The sequence below is a fragment of the Azospira restricta genome, from assembly GCF_016858125.1.
GTDB lineage: Bacteria > Pseudomonadota > Gammaproteobacteria > Burkholderiales > Rhodocyclaceae > Proximibacter > Proximibacter restrictus.
The window spans coordinates 584,455-601,457 of record NZ_CP064781.1 but is presented as its reverse complement, the minus strand read 5'-3'; the positions used below and the strand labels follow the sequence as shown (position 1 = coordinate 601,457).

Genomic DNA, 17,003 nt, shown 5'->3' with positions numbered 1-17,003 from the left:
TTGAATCAACTGTGGACGCCCCGTCGGGAGGTCGGCATGGTGATCGTCATGGAAATGGATACGGGCAGGATCGTGGAAGAGGGCGTCGTGGCGTACGACGACGAGGTGCTGAACGCCGGCTGGGCCGAGGTGCCGCGCGTCGAGGCGCGGCTGCAGGAGGCCGTGGCCGAGCGTCGCGAACCGGTTGCCGACGTCGACGGCTATCTGGCGCGGCTCTATGCCGCGCAGGGGATGGTCGGTCGTTGAATGCTCAGTTGCGGCGGGGCGCCACTGCCGCCGTCGCCAGCTGCGGCGTATCGAGATCGGCCGCGTACTGCCGGCTGACCTCGTCGAGCACCTCGCGGATGCGCTCGCTGGTCGTCGCGACATGGTCGGCGCGGCTGCCCGGCTTGCCGATCTCCGCCAGCGCGCGCTCGAAGAACAGCCATTGCCCGCGCGCCAGCGCCAGCGCTTCGCGGCTGGCCGGCGTGTTCTCCCTGGCGGCCGCGAGTTCGTCGAGGGCGGTGGCGAACTCCTTGCGCGCCTGCTCGATGTCCACCAGACGGCCGCGCGAGCGGTCGCCGGCCTGCGCCAGCAGGTAGAGGCGGGCGAGGCGCTGCGCCAGCATGTTCTGGCGCAGCGACAGGTCGAGCAGGCGGCCGCCGCCGCCGTCGGCCTGCGCCTCGACGCGCAGCGACAGGCGGCCGCTGGCCAGCATCAGCTCGTCGGCGAGGCGGTTCACCGCCGCCAGCCCGTCGCTGCCGTAGGGCAGCAGCAGGACGCTGCGGTACTCCGTCCACAATTCCCCGATGCGTTGCAGCGGTTTCTGCGTGTGCTCGTTGCGGGCCAGATGGCCGAGCGCAGCGAGGCTGCGTTCGAAGCGGACGACGCCGTCGGCGAGTTGGCGGCTGGCGGCGCCGGCGTTGATGCCGAGGCCGGCCTGCAGCCACAGCTTGGCCAGCCGCTGCGATTGCAGGCGCAGTTCGCCGGCGGCAACGAGTTCCTGGGTGACGGCGGGACGGCCGGCAGGCGCCGGCGCGCCGTGAACGGTGGCGGTGAACAGCGAGCAGGCGAGCAGGGCGGCGGCGAGTGCGGTCTTCATCGGGGAGCGGTAGACGTGGCTGCGATGCCGCGCATTACACCCGCCCGATGTTGCAGCCCGATGAAACGCCGCCGACGGGCGGCGGCTACAGCGTCGCGCTGCGGTCGCCGCTGGCGAAGCCGACGAGCGGCTCGGCGATGCCGCGGCCGAGCGCGATGACCTTGAACAGCTCGCCCATCTCCGCCGGCGAGATCAGCTTCTGCGCGGCATTGGCCTGCGGCAGGTAGCGCCGCGGATCGTCGGCCGGGGTCCGCGCCAGCACCTCGGTCAGCCCGCAGTTGAAAAGGAAGACGGCCTGCGTCGTGTAGCCGAGGAAGTCGAGCCCGGCCTCGGTGCCGGCTTCGGCGATCGCGGTGAAGTCGACGTGCGCGGTGATGTCCTGCAGCCCCGGCAGGTAGAAGGGGTCGGGGTGGGCGTGGTGGCGGTAGTGGCACATCAGCGTGCCTTCGCTGCGCTGCGGGTGGTAGAACTCGCGGCGCGGGAAGCCGTAGTCGATCAGCAGCAGCGCGCCGCGGCCGAGGAGGTCGGCCCACGACGCGGTCCACGCGGCGGCGGCCAGCCCGATCTCGGACAGGTAGCCGCCGCCCGGCACGCCCTCGCCGGCGAGCGTCTGCGCGCGCGTCAGCACGGCGCCGGCGGCCGGCCGCTCCTGCCAGACGAACTCGTCGCCGTCCCAGGCGACGCCGCGCTCGAGGATCGCGTCGTCGGTCCAGCGCACGAGGTGCACCGGCAGCGCGTCGAGCAGCTCGTTGGCCAGCACCAGCCCGTCGAAGCGTTCGGGCAGGCGGTCGAGCCAGCGCACGCGGTCGACCAGATGCGGCACCGTCGCCGCCAGCGTCTCGCGCTGCCGTTCGCGCAGTTCGCCGGAGAGTTCGAGGATGGCATAGGTCTCCGGCAGCGCGCCGCGCCGTTCCAGTTCCTGCAGCAGGTCGGCGGCGAGCCGGCCGGAGCCGGCGCCGGCTTCGAGAATGTGCGGCGCACTGGCCGCCAGCACCTGCGCGGCCTGCGCCGCCAGCGTCTGGGCGAAGGCCGGCGTCAGCTCCGGCGCGGTGACGAAGTCGCCGGCGGCGCCGAATTTGCGCGCGCCGCCCGAGTAGTAGCCCAGCCCCGGGGCGTAGAGCGCCAGCGCCATGAAGCGGGCGAAATCGATCCAGCCGCCGGCGGCGGCGATCTCGTCGGTGATGTGCCGCGTCAGGCGTCGGCTGTGCGCGAGCGCGTCGGGGTCGGGGGTGGGCAGGGCCATGGGCGTGGAAGCGGCGGGCGAAAAGCCGCTATTTTACGGGCTTCCACGGCGGCAGGCTGCGGCGACCCCGGCAAGTCCGGTAAACTTGCGTTTTTCGCGCAAGGAGCCGGCGATGGGCGAGCACGCATTCCCTCCGCTGCACGGCAAGGCCGTGCTCGTCACCGGCGCCGCGCGCCGCGTCGGCAGCGCCATCGCCCGCCTGCTGCACCGGCAGGGCGCCAGCGTCGTGCTGCACTACCGGGCCGCCGCCGCCGAGGCCGAGGCGCTGGTCGCCGAATTCAACGCGGCGCGGCCGCGCTCGGCGCTGGCGCTGCAGGCCGACCTGCGCGACACGGCAGCGCTGCCGCTGCTGGTCGCCGACGTGCTGGCCGGCTTCGGCCGCCTCGACGGGCTGGTGAACAACGCCTCCAGCTTTTTTCCGACGGCGCTCGGCACGATCGACGAGGCGGCCTGGGACGACCTCGTCGGCAGCAACTTCAAGGCGCCGCTGTTCCTCTCGCAGGCGGCTGCATCGGCGCTACGCGAGCACGGCGGCGCGATCGTGAACATCACCGACGTGCACGCCGAGCGGCCGCTCAGGGGCTATCCGCTGTACAGCGCGGCGAAGGGCGCGCTGCTGACGCTGACGCGCGCGCTCGCCGTCGAGCTGGCGCCGGAGGTACGCGTCAACGCGGTGGCGCCGGGGCCGATCCTGTGGCCGGACGACGGCCAGTTCGACGACGCGGCGCGCGTCGACATCGTCCGCCACACGCTGCTGCAGCGGGCAGGCCGGCCCGAGGACATCGCCGGCGCGGTGGCCTACCTGCTCGCCGCCCCCTACGTCACGGGGCAAGTGATCAACGTCGATGGCGGTCGCACCGCCTATTTGTAGAAGTGGAACCGTGGAAACGTCGAACAACCTGCAGAAACTCTTCAAGCGCCTGACCGGCAATGTCGGCAAGGCGATCGCCGACTACCGGATGATCGAGGACGGCGACACCGTGCTCGTCTGCGTCTCCGGCGGCAAGGACTCGTACACGCTGCTCTCGATCCTGATGGCGCTGCAGGAGCGGGCGCCGGTGAAGTTCAGGCTGGTCGCGATGAACCTCGACCAGAAACAGCCGGGCTTTCCCGAGGAGGTGCTGCCGGGGTATTTCCGGAAGATCGGCGTCGACTTCCGCATCGTCGAGGCCGATACCTACTCGGTGGTCAAGGAGAAGATCCCCGAGGGCAAGACCACCTGCTCGCTGTGCTCGCGGCTGCGCCGCGGCATCATCTACCGCACGGCGAAGGAGCTCGGCGCCAACAAGATCGCGCTCGGTCACCACCGCGACGACATGGTGCACACGCTGTTCCTGAATCTCTTCTTCGGCGGCAAGATGAAGGCGATGCCGCCGAAGCTGGTCACCGACGACGGCGCGCACGTCGTCATCCGTCCGCTCGCCTACTGCGCCGAGGCCGACATCGCCCGCTTCGCGCGTGGCATGGAGTTTCCGATCATCCCGTGCAACCTGTGCGGTTCGCAGGAGAACATGCAAAGGAAGAAAATCCGCGAGATGATGGCCGACTGGGACCGCCGCTACCCGGGGCGCACCGAGGCGGTGTTCACCGCGCTGCAGAACGTCGTCCCGTCGCATCTGGCTGACAACAATCTGTTCGACTTCCGCGGGCTGAAGCTCGGCGACGCGGTGGACGAGGGCGACACCGCCTTCGACGGCCCGCAGTTCGGCGTCGAGCTGAGCTTGCCGGAGCCGTTTCCGATTCCGGTGGCAATGTCCGAAAGCGCCGGCTAGGCTGCATGAAGACCGGTTAAGTGACTGAATCTTGATAGAATCGCCGGGCTGTGCCGGCGGTCGGTACGACGAGGGGATGACTGGATGAGTGGCAAGGAGCGGGAGCTTTCTATCCTGTTCGCGGACGTTTCCGGCAGTACGCGTCTGTACGAGAAACTGGGCGACACCGAGGCGTTGCATGCCGTCGACCGCTGCATCAAGCGCATGGAGCGCTCGGTCGAAGGCTTCCGCGGCCGCATCGTGAAGACGATCGGTGACGAGGTGATGGCGGTGTTCGAATCGGCCGAGGACGCCTTCCACGCTGCCAGCGACATGCAGCAGCGGGTCACCGACCTGCCGCCGGTGTCCGGCGTCAAGCTGGCGATCCGGCTCGGCTTCCAGCACGGTCCGGTGATCGAGGAGAAGGGCGACTACTTCGGCGACACCGTGAACACCGCCGCCCGCCTCGCCGGGCTGGCCAAGGCCGGCCAGGCGCTGACCAGCGGCGAGACGGTGGCGCGCCTGCCCGAGCTGCTGCAGCTGTCGACGCGCGACCTCGAGCAGATGTCGGTGAAGGGCAAGGTGGAGGGCCTGCACGTGTTCGAGGTGTTGTGGCACGACGGCGACGAGCTGACGACGCTGGCGCCATCGCTCCGCGACAGCGCCAAGGGTGGCGGCCCGCGCCTGTGCCTGCGCTATGCCGGCCAGGTGATCGTTCTCGACGACAAGAACGCCAGCCTCTCGCTCGGCCGCGATGCCGGCTGCGAGCTGGTCATCCGCGACCGGCGCGCGTCGCGCAACCACGGCAAGATCGAGCGGCGCGGCGAGAAGTTCGTGCTGACCGACGTGTCGACCAACGGCACCTATGTCACCTTTGCCGGCGAGCCGGAGTTCTTCCTGCGCCGCGAGGAATTGGTGCTGCGCGGCAGTGGCCGGATTTCCTTCGCCGCGTCGGCGGCCAGCGACGGCGCCGACATCGCCGAGTTCGAGCACCTCTGAGGATTGCGCTGCCCAGGCGGGCGGCCGGGAGCGATCCCCGCCGCCCGCTGCGCTTGTGCGGGTCAGATCGCCAGCTTCCGCAGCGTTTCCGGATTCTTCACGATCGCCTTGCGCCGTGCTTCCGGCGCGTCGTAGAGCGCCGCCGGCGGCAGCGTGTCGAGGCGCGCCAGCGTCGCCGCGTCGGCGCAGCCGGGGTCGAGCGCGAGGCCGACCTCGCCGCCGTTGCCGGTGGCGGCGAAGCAGCGGCGGCCGAGCTTGGCGTTGAGCGGCTGCACGATGGTCGTCGCCACCTGGTCGGCGAGGTTGCCGCTGCCGGCCAGCTGCACGTCGAGCAGCTGGTCGCCGGCGGGCTTCAGGTCGAGCACGTTGAGCAGGCCGCTGATCTCGCGCTGCAGCTGCGCCGCCGTCTCCTTGCCGACGCCGGCGAGGCGCAGGCGGACGGTTTGCCCGACGAAGCGGAAGTGCGACAGGAAGAAGCCCTTCGAGAACTCGTCGCCGACCAGCTTGCCGATGTCGCGCAGCGCCTGGTCCTCGGTCGCCCAGCTCATCTGCTCGGGAATCTGCGTGTTGAAGTAGATTTCCTCGCCGCTCGCCTTGTCCACCGCTTTCACCGTCCACGACGTGAGCACCGTCTTCTCGACGGTGATCCCGGACGCGGCGAGCTTGGCCGACAGCTTCTTGAACCTGGCCTCGCCGCTGACGGCGAAGTCGGCGTCCTTCTGTCCCTCGTCGCTCCAGGTGCGGAAGCCGAAGGACTGGATGCGTTCCTTGAGCAGGTTCTCGGCGACCGGCGACCGCGCCGTGGCACCGTCCTCGCTGCGCGTGGTGATCGCCACCGAGATCTTCGGGTCGCCGTTGTTGCGGATGAACTCGACGCGCTCGTCGCGCGACATCTGGTTCAGCGACTTCTGCACCTCGCGCACGTTCACGCGGGCGCGCGTGGTCACCGAGGCGATGCCGTCCTTGCCGGTCTGCGGCGGGTCCTCCTGGATCACCGCGGCGATGAAGTCGCCGCTACGCGGCAGCAACTTGCTGCGCAGCAGTTCGTAGTGGTCGGCCAGCGACTGCTTCTGCACGTACAGCGAGAGCGCCTTCTCGACCAGGCGGCGGCGCGCGTCCTCGCGCAGCTCGGTCTTGAGCAGGCCGGGGTCGGCGGCGAAGCGCGGGTCGCTGGCGTCGGCGTAGCCGACGGCGGTGATCACCATGTCGTTGGTCGTCGCCGCGGCCGGCACCGCGGCCGGCGCGGCGGGGGCCACCGGCGCGGCGCTGCTGGCGACGGCGGGCGCCGCTGGTGCCGGGGACTTGCCGAGCAGCAGCCAGGCACCGGTGCCGAGGCCGACTGCGGCGAGGCCGCCGGCGATGGCCAGCGCGAGCGCCGGCGAGCGCTTTCCGGCAGCGGCGACGGGGGCTGGGGCCGGCGCCGCCGGGCGGGCCGGGGCGGCAGCCGCCGGTTGCGGCCGGGCGGCGAGCGTAGCCTCGGCCGAGACGGCCAGGGTCGCTTCGCCGTCGCTGCCGACCAGGGTCGCGTCGCTGTCGGCGGCGGCCCGGGCACCGACCGTGCGCAGCGCGGCGATGAAGGCCTCGGCGTCCTGGAAGCGTTCGTCCGGGCGCTTCGCCAGCGCCTTCTTCACCACCGCGTCGAAGGCCGGCGGCACCTGCACGTTCAGCTCGGACGGGGCGACCGGGTCCTCCTTCAGCACCTTGTGCATGATCGTCGTCAGCTGGCCGGTGAACGGTTTTTCGCCGGTCAGGAACTGGTACAGGATGACGCCGGCGGAGAACAGGTCGGAGCGGCCGTCGACGGTCTGCCCCATGAACTGCTCCGGCGACATGTAGGCCGGCGTGCCGAGCACCGAACCGGCCTGCGTCAGGTTCGACGATTCGAGGCGGGCGATGCCGAAATCGCCGACCTTGACGCGGCCGTCGGCGAGCAGGAAGACGTTGGCCGGCTTGATGTCGCGGTGCACGATGCCGTTTGCGTGGGCGTGGCCGATCGCGTCGAGCAGCTGGCACATCAGGCGCACGACGTCCGGCAGCGGCAGGCGCTCGTTCTTGTCGAAGATGTCCTTCAGCTCGCGGCCTTCGACGAACTCCATCGCGATGAAGGCGGTGCCCGCGTCGTAGACGGCAACGACGCCGGGGTGGTTGAGGCGGCCGGCGGCCTGCGCCTCGCGCTTGAAGCGCGACAGCAGTTCGCCGGCCTCGCTGCTTTCGAGCTGGTCGCGGCGGACCGTCTTCAGCGCGACGCGGCGGCCGATGCCGGCGTCCCAGCCCTCGTAGACGACGCCCATCGCGCCGCGCCCCAGTTCCCTGCGGATCTCGTACTTGCCCAGCTGCTGCGGTAGGCCTGCCATGGCGTCGTTCCTTCCCGTCGATGGCGACGGATCACTTGTGCTTGCTGTCGATTTCCCAGACCGTCTTCTGCACCAGGCGCTGCACCAGCGAATCGAGCGTCAGCCCGCCGGCGGCGCCGGAGGAGAGGCCGAGCACCGAGTTCGACTTGGCGCCGAGCTCCATCTTCTCCTCGGCGTAGCCGGTCGCCACCTGCTCGGTGGTGTTGGCGTCGATGATCTTGTAGCGCATGCCGATGATCCAGACGCCGGTCGATTCGCCGGTCTGCACCGAGCTGGCGACGACGTTGCCGGCGGCGCCGCCGCTGCCGCGGCCGAAGATGCCGATCAGCGCACCGACGGCGCGGCCGTCGAAGCCGGACTCGGCCTGCGCGACCTGCTCGGCCTTGAGCACGTCGAACTTGACGACCCACTTGGTCGTCTTGAACTTGCCCTTCTGCAGGATCTTGCGCGCCGCCTGCGGGTCGCCCATCGTGTAGGCGAGCTGGAATTCGTTGAGCAGCGGGCCGAGGTCCGCGCGTTCGAGGATCTTGAAGTTGGCCTTGCCCAGTTCGAGCTCGGCATAGTCGGCGATGTTGTTCGGGCCGAACTTCTGCGTGAAGGTGGCGTTGTTGCTCTTCACCTCGCCGGGAATGACCACCAGCGCCGGGCCGGGCTTGCCGGCGTTGGCGTACTCGACCGGCTTGTACATCGCCTTGTCCGCCATCTGGTTGGCGGTTTCCGAGGTGCCGCTGCCGGCCGTCGGCGACGGGCTCTCGAAGGTCGGTTGGGCGACGGCGGTGCCGGCGAGCAGGCCGGCGGCAAGCAGGGGAACGAAGCGTTTCATCGGAGTCTCCTCGTGTGGCTTAGCGGCCCTTGCCCTTCGCGGCCGGGGCGGCATGCCGGCAATAATCGTTGACCAGGCGGGCGACGACGCCGTCGGCCTGCTCGTTCACCAGCGTCAGCGCCATACCCAGCGTGTCGCTGCCGGAATACGAGTCGGCGCTGGCGGAGGCGTCGGAAATCGTCCGCCCGTCGGCGGCAGTCAGCGTGAAGCCCATGCTCACGTAGACCTCGGGGATGCGCAGCACCGGATTGACCGCCGACCGGCTGGAGATGAGGCCGCGCAGAATGAAGTCGGCGCCCATCTTCTTCGAGGCGTTGATCGCCGCGTCCGGATCGTTGCGGAAATAGGCGTCGATTTCCGCCTGCGCGATCTGGGCGGTGATTTCTTCCTGAGTATAGGTATTGAAGCCGAATTTCTTCAGCCGCTTGTTGATCGCCTGGAAGTGCGGTCCGTAGGTGCCCTGGTGGGCGTCGGTGCCGCGCGCGCTGCGCTGGCCGACGACGACCATCACCTTGCGGTTCTTCAGCGAATCGCGGCAGGCGGCGGAGACGGCGGGGGCGCCGCCCTGCTTCGCGCCGTCGGCCGCTTTCTGCCTTTCCTCGTCCTCGGAGAAGCTGAAGGCGGCCAGCGCCGGCGGCGTCAGTGCCGCCAGCAGCAGGGAAAGGACGAGCCGGGAAGCCGATGCGCGCATGGAAATGGTCCGCAGGTGACGGAGGGCCGGGTGATTCTGTCAAAAAAAATGCCGGCTCACAATCAAGCCGGCATTTTTCCGCCCGGGGATTCCGGCGATTACTTGGTGGCGGCCGGCGCGTCGGCTTCGCACTTCTTCATGAAGCTGGTCTTGGCGGCGCCGGCCAGCTTCTTGTCGGCGGCCTGGGCGGCGCAACCCGAGTCGGCGGCGTGGCCGCCGGACAGGCATTGCTTCATGAAGGCCTTGCGCTCGTCGCCGGTCTTGCCGGCGGCCTGCGCGTTGCAGTCCTTCATCTTGGCCTGCTGTGCCTTCTGCGCGGCGGACGGTTCCTTCTTCGGCGCGTCGGCCTTCTTCTCTTCGGCGAAAGCGGTGCCGGCGGCGAGGGCGAGCGAAACCAGGGCGATTGCGAGTTTCATCGGTATTTCCTCCTGAGTGGGGGTGGTACGGCCGGAGGATTATAGGCGCAATTCAAATGTCATCGTCAAGCAGCGCGCGCTGCTGGCGGTTGACGAATTCCTGCATGCTGTCGATGCCGCGCAGCTGGAGGATGGTGTTGCGCACCGCGGCCTCCAGCAGCACCGCCAGGTTGCGGCCGGCGGCGACCGGCACGATCACCTTGCGGATCGGCACGCCGAGGATTTCCTGCGTCTGCGCGTCGAGCGGCAGGCGCGGCGCGTCGACGCCGGCGAGCGGTTTCTGCAGGTGCACGATCAGCTTCAGCTTCATCTTCCGCCGCGACGCGGTCTCGCCGAAGATGGTGCGGATGTTCAGGAGGCCGAGGCCGCGCACTTCCAGGTAGTCGCGCAGCATGCCCGGGCAGCGGCCCTCGATCGTCGTCGGCGCCAGCCGGGCGAGCTCGACGACGTCGTCGGCGACCAGGCCGTGGCCGCGCGAGATCAGCTCGAGCGCGAGTTCCGACTTGCCGACGCCGGAGTCGCCGGTGATCAGCACGCCCATGCCGAGGACGTCCATGAACACGCCGTGGATCGAGGTGGTGTCGGCCAGCCGGCGGGCGAGGTAGATGCGCAGCAGGTCGATCACCGCCGAGCACGGCTTGGGGCTGGTGAACAGCGGCGTGCCGCTGTCCTCGCAGGCCTCCTGCACGATCGGCAGGACTTCCAGGCCGTCGGCGCAGATGATGCCCGGCGGGTTGTCGGCGATCAGCTCGGAGATCTGCGTCGTGAGGCGCTTCGGGCTGACGCGGTTGGCCCAGTCGTATTCGGCCTGGCCGATCACCTGCAGGCGCTCGGAATGGATCAGGTTGAGGTGGCCGACGATGTCGGCGCCGTAGTTGCCGGATTCCTTCAGCTCGAGCTGGCGGTCGGTGCCGATCGCGGCGATCCAGTTCAGCTGCAGCGTCTCGCGGTGGTCCTCGTAGAGCTGGGCGATGCTGAACTGGCGCATGGCGGGAATCTCAGCTGACGAACAACCGGCGGGCGGCTTCGGCGTCGGGGGCGGCCAGCAGCGCGTCGCGGAACTCGCGGTCGGAGAAGCGCTGGGCGAGCTCGGAAAGAATCTGCAGGTGCAGTTCGTTGGCCTGCTCCGGAACGAGCAGCACGAACAGCAGCGACACCGGCTTGCCGTCCGGCGAATCGAAGGGCACCGGCGTGGTCAGGCGCAGGAAGGCGCCGCGGGCGTCCTTCAGCCCCTTGATGCGGCCGTGCGGGATGGCGACGCCCTGGCCGAGTCCGGTCGAGCCGAGCTTTTCGCGCGCGAACAGGCTGTCGAAGACGGTCGCCCGGGCGATGCCGTGGTGGTTCTCGAAAATCAGGCCGGCCTGCTCGAAGACCCGTTTCTTGCTGCCGGCATCGAGGTCGAGAAGGATGTTCTCGACGGGCAGGAGGTTGGCGATGAGGCTCATGCTGCGGGAGAGCTTTCAGGCGGCGGGAAGGAAGGTTGCGGGAGGGCCGTCGCGGGGAGCGGATTTCCGGCGACGGCCGCGAAGCGTCGATTATCTCATTCGGCCAGCGTGCGGGCGGCTGCCTTGTCGCTGCGATGATGATCCTGGACCTTCTGCTTGTACTTCTGGACCTGGCGGTCGAGCTTGTCGACCAGGATGTCGATCGCTGCGTACAGGTCGCCGTCGTCGGCCTCGACGAAGATGTCCTTGCCACGGACGTGCACCGTGACTTCGGCCTTCTGCTTCAGCTTCTCCACGGTGAGGATCACGTTCACGTCGATCACGTGGTCGAAGTGGCGCGTGACGCGCTCGAGTTTGCCCGTCACATAGTCGCGGATCGCCGGCGTCACTTCGAGGTGGTGTCCACTGATCTGCAGGTTCATGGTGAGACTCCTTTCACAGGCTCTTGCGTAGATTGACCGGCGGGATGTTCAGCGCTTCACGATATTTTGCAATCGTTCGTCGCGCCACGACAATCCCCTGCTGGCCAAGGATTTCCGCTATCTGGCTGTCAGATAGCGGTTTTTTCGCATCTTCGGCACCCACCAGCTGCTTGATCAGCGCACGGATCGCGGTGGCCGAGCAGGCGCCGCCGGTATCGGTGGCGACATGGCTGCCGAAGAAGTATTTCAGTTCGAAGATGCCGCGCGGGGTGGCCATGTATTTCTGCGTCGTTACCCGCGATACGGTCGATTCGTGCAGGCCGAGGATGTCGGCAATCTCGCGCAGCACCAGCGGCCGCATCGCTACCTCGCCATGTTCGAAGAACTGGCGCTGGCGGTCAACGATCGTCTGCGACACGCGCTGGATGGTGTCGAAGCGCTGCTGCACGTTCTTGATCAGCCAGCGCGCTTCCTGCAGCTGGCCGGAGAGTCCCGAGCCGCGCTGGCCGGCGAGCACCTCGGCGTAGAGGCGGTTGATGCGCAGGCGCGGGTAGGCGTCGGGGTTGATGCTCGCCCGCCACTGGTTGCGCACCTTCTTCACGATCACGTCGGGGATGATGTAGCGTGCGTCGAGCGGCGCGAACTGGGCGCCGGGGCGCGGGTTGAGGCCCTTGATCAGTGCGTGCGCGGCGCGCAGCAGGTCGTCGTCGCAGCCGGCCAGCTTCTTGATGCGGGCGAAGTCGCGGGCGGCGAGCAATTCCAGATGCTGGCGGACGATGACCAGCGCCAGGTCGCGCACGGGATCGGCGGGGAGCGCCGTCAGCTGCAGCGACAGGCATTCCTGCGCGTTGCGCGCGCCGACGCCGGTCGGGTCGAAGTGCTGCAGGTGCTTCAGCGCGATCTGCAGTTCCTCGGGCTCGATCTCCAGTTCGGGCGGCATGATCTCGGCCAGTTCGTCGAGCGTCTGCGACAGGTAGCCGTCCTCGTCGAGGGCCTCGATCAGCACGCGCACCAGCATGCGGTCGCGGTCGGGCAGCGGCGTCAGGCCGAGCTGCCAGATCAGGTGGTCGGAGAGCGAGGTGGTCGCCGCCTGGATGTCCTGGTAATCGCCGTCCTCGTCGCTGCCGCCGCTGCCGGACGAGCCGGTTCCCGGACTGCCGTCGCCGGGCCAGCCTTCGTCGTCGGTGTTCGGGCGAACCTCGTCGCTGCTGCCGGCCTCGCCTTCGCCGCCGGCCTCAGCGGCCGGCTCGCGTTCGCTGGTGCTGCTCGACGACGGTGCCGGGACGAAATTGTCCTCATCCTCTCGCTCGAGCAGCGGGTTCTCGAGCAGGAACTTTTCCAGCTCCTGATTGAGCTCAAGCGTCGACAGCTGCAGCAGCCGGATCGACTGCTGCAGTTGCGGGGTCAACGCAAGGTGCTGCGAGAGCTTGAGCTGGAGAGCGGGTCTCATGCGCGGCGCGGGACGGCCGGAGTTGCTGTTTCTGTTTTCGGATCAGAGGCGGAAGTTCTCGCCCAGATAGACTTTTCGGACGTCTTCATTATAGATGATTTCGTCCGGGTGGCCCGAAGCAAGTACCGAGCCTTCGTTGATGATGTAGGCCCGGTCGCAGATGCCCAGCGTCTCGCGCACGTTGTGGTCGGTGATCAGCACGCCGATGTTGCGTTCCTTCAGGAAGCGGATGATCTTCTGGATTTCCAGCACGGCGATCGGGTCGACGCCGGCGAAGGGCTCGTCGAGCAGGATGAAGCGCGGCTGCGTCGCCAGCGCGCGGGCGATCTCGACGCGGCGGCGCTCGCCGCCGGACAGCGAGGCGGCCGAGTTGTTGCGGATGTGCGTGATGTGCAGTTCTTCGAGCAGGTCCTCCAGCCGGCGCAGGATTTCTTCCTTGGGCAGGTCCTGCAGCTCAAGCACGGCCTGGATGTTCTCGGTGACGCTCAGCTTGCGGAACACCGAGGCCTCCTGCGGCAGGTAGGAGACGCCCATCTGCGCGCGGCGGTGGATCGGGAGATGGGTGATCTTGGTGTCGTCGATGTAGACGTCGCCGCCGTCGGAAGCGACCAGGCCGACGATCATGTAGAAGGTGGTGGTCTTGCCGGCGCCGTTCGGGCCGAGCAGGCCGACCACCTCGCCGCTGCCGACCTCGAAGGAGACGTCGTGCACGACGGTGCGCTTCTTGTAGCGCTTGTTCAGGTTGTGGGCGCTGAGCTTGCTCTTCGGCTGGTCCGGCATGGCTATTCTTCTTCCTGTTCGTTGCCTTCGCCGCGCAGCACGCGGCGGATCACGCCGCCGGCGAATCCCCGGTGCATCAGGTAGCGGGTCTGCTTGGCCCGCTCGGCGGCATCAGCCGGGAGTGTACCGAACTTCCGCCGCCAAATCGCCTGCGCGCGCGCCAGCTCGTCGCCGGCGGCGGCCAGCGCCTCGTCGGCGACTTCGCCGGCGACGCCCTGCTGCTTCAGCTCCTGCGCCAGCCGGGCATTGCCGTAGCGGGCGCTGCGGCCGGCGACGCGCATCTCGGCGTAGCGCGCGTCGGACAGCAGGCGGCGCCCGGCCAGCTCGTCGAGCAGCGCGTCGAGGGCTTCCTCGGATTCGGCGTGCGGCGCCAGCTTCTTCCTGAGCTCGGCGCGCGCATGGTCTCGCCGCGCCAGCAGGCGCAGCGCGCGCTGGCGCAGCTCGTCCATCGCTCAGGCCTCGGCGGCCTCCAGCGGGCGCGGCGAGGCGACGCCGACGGCTTCGCGGACGCGGGCTTCGATTTCCTGCGCGATCGCCGGGTTGGCCTTCAGGAATTCGCGCGCGTTGTCCTTGCCCTGGCCGATCTTCTCGCCCTTGTAGGCATACCAGGCGCCGGACTTGTCGACCAGCTTGTGGGCGACGCCGAGCTCGATGATCTCGCCCTCGCGTGAGGTGCCCTCGCCGTAGAGGATGTCGAAGATCGCCTCCTTGAACGGCGGCGAGACCTTGTTCTTGACCACCTTGACCTTGGTTTCGTTGCCGATCACCTCGTCGCCCTTCTTGATCGAGCCGATGCGGCGGATGTCGAGGCGCACCGAGGCGTAGAACTTGAGCGCGTTGCCGCCGGTGGTGGTCTCCGGCGAGCCGAACATGACGCCGATCTTCATCCGGATCTGGTTGATGAAGATCACCAGCGTGTTCGTCTTCTTGATGTTGGCGGTGAGCTTGCGCAGCGCCTGGCTCATCAGGCGGGCGTGCAGGCCGACCATCTGGTCGCCCATCTCGCCCTCGATCTCGGCGCGCGGGGTGAGCGCGGCGACCGAGTCGATGACGATCACGTCGACGCCGCCCGAGCGGACCAGCATGTCGGCGATTTCCAGCGCCTGCTCGCCGGTGTCCGGCTGCGAGATCAGCAGGTCGTTCAGGTTCACGCCGAGCTTCTGCGCGTAGGACGGGTCGAGCGCGTGCTCGGCGTCGATGAAGGCGGCGGTGCCGCCCATCTTCTGCATTTCGGCGACGACCTGCAGCGTCAGCGTCGTCTTGCCCGACGATTCCGGGCCGTAGATCTCGACGACGCGGCCGCGCGGCAGGCCGCCGATGCCGAGCGCGATGTCGAGGCCGAGCGAGCCGGTGGAGACGACCTGGATGTCGTGCTCGACGCTGCCCTCGCCCATCTTCATGATCGAGCCCTTGCCGAACTGCTTCTCGATTTGCGCCAGTGCGGCGGCCAGTGCCTTTGCCTTGTTGTCGTCCATTTCTCGTCCTTGTCAGAGGTTGCGCGGATTATCGCACGGCGCCGAAACGCCCCCATGCAGCGCTTACTGTGATTGCATACAGTGTAAGTATATACAGTATTTCGTGCTTGTCGAGCGCTTCAGGCACGCATCGGCGCGAAGCGTGCCAGCAGGCCGCGCAGCGCATGCGCGACCGAAGCGCGGCGCACTGCTGCGCGGTCGCCGGGGAAGTGGCAGGTCTCGCTGGCGGTCAGATCGTCCGGTCCGGCCCAGGCGAAGCACACGGTGCCGACCGGCTTTTCCGGCGAGCCGCCGCTGGGACCGGCGACGCCGGAGATGGCGAGCGCCCACTGCGCCCGGCTGTGCCGCAGCGCGCCCTGGGCCATTTCGATCGCCGCCGGTTCGCTGACCGCGCCATGGCGGACCAGCGTCTTCCGGCTCACCCCGAGCATGTCGACCTTGGCCTCGTTCGAGTAGGTGACGAAGCCGCGATCGAACCAGGCCGAGCTGCCGGCGATGGTCGTCACGCACTGCGACACCCAGCCGCCGGTGCAGGATTCGGCGGTGGCGAGGACTTCGCCGCGCTCCAGCAGGCGGGCACCGACGGCGGCGGCGAGGCGGTCGAGTTCTCCGTCCATCAGGTCAGGATGAACTTCAGCAGCGCCAGGCACAGCACGGTGTAGGCGGCGGCGAAGACGTCGTCGGTCATGACGCCGAAGCCGTTCTTGATGCGGTCGAAATTGCACGCCGGCGGCGGCTTGACGATGTCGAAGAAGCGGAACAGGAAGAAGGCGACGATCCACCACAGCCAGCCTGCCGGTGCCAGGAAGAGGACGAACCAGAAGGGCACCACCTCGTCCCAGACGATGCTGCCGTGGTCGGCCTCGCCCAGCGCCTTGCCGGTGGTGTTGCAGGCGACGATGCCGAACAGGTAGCAGGTGACGAGGAACAGCGCGAAGCCGAGGTCGTCGAACCACGGCCGGAGCAGCGGGTACGAAAAGAGCGCGAAGAGCGTGCCGATGGTGCCCGGCGCCCATGGCGAGAGGCCGCTGCCGAAGCCGCAGGCGATCAGGTGCGCCGGGTGGCGGAACAGGAAGGACGGCGGCGGCGGCGTCGATTTCTTAAGCAAAGTGATCGAATCCCTTGTGGGTGACGGGCAGCGGCTGGCCGTCGGCGTCGAGCAGGCGGACATCGGCGACCGGTCGCTCGCCGCTGGCGACGGTACGGCCGATGCGCCACAGCGGCAGGTCGAGTTCGGCGGCGAGCATCACCACCCGCTGGCGGGCGGCGGGCGGCGTCGTGAAGCACAGTTCGTAGTCGTCGCCGCCGGCGAGCTGGCATTCGCGGGCGAGCTTCGGCTCGGCAGCGGGCGGCAGCAGCGGGAACTGGCCTTCGTACAGGTCGGCGGCGAGGCCGGAGCGCTCGAGGATGTGGCCGAGGTCGGCGACGAGACCATCGGAGACGTCGATCGCGGCGCTCGCCAGGCCGCGCAGCTTCAGTCCCAGCTCGATGCGCGGCAGCGGCCGCTGCAGCGCCGCGACGCAGCGTTGCACCAGCGCCGCGGGCAGCGTCGTCCGGCCCTGCAGGTGGGCCAGCCCGAGGGCGGCGAGGCCCGGCTGGCCGGAGACCCAGACGTCGTCGTCGGCCTGTGCACCGTCGCGGCGCAGCGCGGCGCCGGCCGGCAGCTCGCCGATCGCGGTGACGCACAGGTTGCGCGGGCCGCGCGTCGTGTCGCCGCCGATCACGTCGGCGCCGTAGCGTTGGGCGCAGCTGAAGAAGCCGCCGGCAAAGGCGGCGATCCAGGCATCGTCGGCCGCCGGCAGCGCGCCGGCGAGCAGCACCCAGCGCGGCGCGGCGCCCATCGCGGCGAGATCGGAGAGGTTGACCGCCAGCGTCTTCCAGCCGAGCTGGCCGGGGTCGGTGCCGGGCAGGAAGTGCGTGCCCTCGACCAGCATGTCGGTGGTGATCGCCAGCTCCATCCCCGGCGCAGGGCGGACCAGTGCGCAGTCGTCGCCCGGGCCGAGCACCGCCGACGGCGTGGCGCGCGTGAAATGGCGTGCGATCAGCTCAAACTCGGAGGGCACGTCGGCGCTT

General features: G+C 69.0%; 20 protein-coding genes. 4 read left to right on the top strand and 16 right to left on the bottom strand.

Annotated elements, in window-relative coordinates; all coding sequences use genetic code 11:
* The first annotated feature begins 36 nt into the window (after positions 1 to 36).
* Positions 37 to 246 (top strand): hypothetical protein, encoded by a 210-nt coding sequence (locus IWH25_RS02865; RefSeq protein ID WP_203387854.1) that lies wholly within the window; start codon positions 37 to 39, stop codon positions 244 to 246.
* 4 nt (positions 247 to 250) lie between these two features.
* Here IWH25_RS02865 and IWH25_RS02860 read toward each other — a convergent pair whose 3' ends face one another.
* Positions 251 to 1,081: a type IV pili methyl-accepting chemotaxis transducer N-terminal domain-containing protein gene (locus IWH25_RS02860; RefSeq protein WP_203387853.1), complete on the bottom strand. Its 831-nt coding sequence runs from the start codon at positions 1,079 to 1,081 to the stop codon at positions 251 to 253.
* A gap of 85 nt (positions 1,082 to 1,166) precedes the next feature.
* Positions 1,167 to 2,324, bottom strand: coding sequence for a class I SAM-dependent methyltransferase (locus tag IWH25_RS02855; protein ID WP_203387852.1), 1,158 nt, complete (start codon positions 2,322 to 2,324; stop codon positions 1,167 to 1,169).
* Between the two features lie 112 nt (positions 2,325 to 2,436).
* On the opposite strand from IWH25_RS02855, the gene IWH25_RS02850 reads away from it, so the two are divergent.
* The 3 genes from IWH25_RS02850 to IWH25_RS02840 all read left to right on the top strand — a co-directional run bounded on the left by IWH25_RS02850 (position 2,437) and on the right by IWH25_RS02840 (position 5,074).
* Positions 2,437 to 3,195, top strand: a complete 759-nt coding sequence (locus IWH25_RS02850; protein WP_203387851.1) for a pteridine reductase — start codon at positions 2,437 to 2,439, stop codon at positions 3,193 to 3,195.
* The gene (gene ttcA / locus IWH25_RS02845) at positions 3,170 to 4,096 is read left to right on the top strand and encodes a tRNA 2-thiocytidine(32) synthetase TtcA (protein ID WP_203387850.1); all 927 of its coding nucleotides are present in this window, start codon (positions 3,170 to 3,172) and stop codon (positions 4,094 to 4,096) included. Before IWH25_RS02850 ends, ttcA begins: the two co-directional genes overlap by 26 nt.
* Positions 4,097 to 4,180: 84 nt before the next feature.
* Entirely contained in the window at positions 4,181 to 5,074 is an 894-nt protein-coding gene (locus IWH25_RS02840; protein ID WP_203387849.1) for an adenylate/guanylate cyclase domain-containing protein, read from the top strand.
* Between the two features lie 62 nt (positions 5,075 to 5,136).
* Here the strand turns inward: IWH25_RS02840 and IWH25_RS02835 are convergent, their stop codons facing one another.
* From IWH25_RS02835 to thiL, 14 genes are all read right to left on the bottom strand, one after another.
* The gene (locus IWH25_RS02835; protein ID WP_203387848.1) at positions 5,137 to 7,428 is read right to left on the bottom strand and encodes a serine/threonine-protein kinase; all 2,292 of its coding nucleotides are present in this window, start codon (positions 7,426 to 7,428) and stop codon (positions 5,137 to 5,139) included.
* Positions 7,429 to 7,459: 31 nt separating this feature from the next.
* Positions 7,460 to 8,251 carry a hypothetical protein gene (locus IWH25_RS02830; RefSeq protein WP_203387847.1) on the bottom strand — a complete coding sequence of 264 codons (792 nt, stop codon included), beginning with the start codon at positions 8,249 to 8,251 and terminating at the stop codon, positions 7,460 to 7,462.
* 19 nt (positions 8,252 to 8,270) lie between these two features.
* A complete protein-coding gene (locus IWH25_RS02825; RefSeq protein WP_203387846.1) occupies positions 8,271 to 8,942 on the bottom strand; it encodes a hypothetical protein in 672 nt (223 codons plus the stop codon).
* A gap of 98 nt (positions 8,943 to 9,040) precedes the next feature.
* Positions 9,041 to 9,358 (bottom strand): PsiF family protein, encoded by a 318-nt coding sequence (locus tag IWH25_RS02820; RefSeq protein WP_203387845.1) that lies wholly within the window; start codon positions 9,356 to 9,358, stop codon positions 9,041 to 9,043.
* Between the two features lie 52 nt (positions 9,359 to 9,410).
* A complete protein-coding gene (gene hprK, locus IWH25_RS02815) occupies positions 9,411 to 10,346 on the bottom strand; it encodes an HPr(Ser) kinase/phosphatase (RefSeq protein WP_203387844.1) in 936 nt (311 codons plus the stop codon).
* 10 nt (positions 10,347 to 10,356) lie between these two features.
* The gene (ptsN, locus tag IWH25_RS02810; protein WP_203387843.1) at positions 10,357 to 10,803 is read right to left on the bottom strand and encodes a PTS IIA-like nitrogen regulatory protein PtsN; all 447 of its coding nucleotides are present in this window, start codon (positions 10,801 to 10,803) and stop codon (positions 10,357 to 10,359) included.
* 95 nt (positions 10,804 to 10,898) lie between these two features.
* Positions 10,899 to 11,225: a ribosome hibernation-promoting factor, HPF/YfiA family gene (gene hpf / locus IWH25_RS02805; RefSeq protein WP_203387842.1), complete on the bottom strand. Its 327-nt coding sequence runs from the start codon at positions 11,223 to 11,225 to the stop codon at positions 10,899 to 10,901.
* A 13-nt stretch (positions 11,226 to 11,238) separates the two neighbouring features.
* A complete protein-coding gene (locus tag IWH25_RS02800) occupies positions 11,239 to 12,675 on the bottom strand; it encodes an RNA polymerase factor sigma-54 (RefSeq protein ID WP_203387841.1) in 1,437 nt (478 codons plus the stop codon).
* A gap of 42 nt (positions 12,676 to 12,717) precedes the next feature.
* Complete coding sequence (gene lptB, locus IWH25_RS02795) at positions 12,718 to 13,455, bottom strand: LPS export ABC transporter ATP-binding protein (protein WP_203387840.1); 738 nt, start codon at positions 13,453 to 13,455, stop codon at positions 12,718 to 12,720.
* 2 nt (positions 13,456 to 13,457) lie between these two features.
* The gene (gene recX, locus IWH25_RS02790; protein ID WP_203387839.1) at positions 13,458 to 13,904 is read right to left on the bottom strand and encodes a recombination regulator RecX; all 447 of its coding nucleotides are present in this window, start codon (positions 13,902 to 13,904) and stop codon (positions 13,458 to 13,460) included.
* Positions 13,905 to 13,907: 3 nt separating this feature from the next.
* The gene (recA, locus tag IWH25_RS02785) at positions 13,908 to 14,930 is read right to left on the bottom strand and encodes a recombinase RecA (RefSeq protein ID WP_203387838.1); all 1,023 of its coding nucleotides are present in this window, start codon (positions 14,928 to 14,930) and stop codon (positions 13,908 to 13,910) included.
* A gap of 119 nt (positions 14,931 to 15,049) precedes the next feature.
* The gene (gene pncC / locus IWH25_RS02780; RefSeq protein WP_203387837.1) at positions 15,050 to 15,547 is read right to left on the bottom strand and encodes a nicotinamide-nucleotide amidase; all 498 of its coding nucleotides are present in this window, start codon (positions 15,545 to 15,547) and stop codon (positions 15,050 to 15,052) included.
* Positions 15,547 to 16,038 (bottom strand): phosphatidylglycerophosphatase A family protein, encoded by a 492-nt coding sequence (locus IWH25_RS02775; RefSeq protein ID WP_238998979.1) that lies wholly within the window; start codon positions 16,036 to 16,038, stop codon positions 15,547 to 15,549. The genes pncC and IWH25_RS02775 overlap by 1 nt, the downstream gene beginning before the upstream one ends.
* Entirely contained in the window at positions 16,031 to 16,993 is a 963-nt protein-coding gene (gene thiL / locus IWH25_RS02770; protein WP_203387835.1) for a thiamine-phosphate kinase, read from the bottom strand. Before thiL ends, IWH25_RS02775 begins: the two co-directional genes overlap by 8 nt.
* Between the last annotated feature and the right edge of the window lie 10 nt (positions 16,994 to 17,003).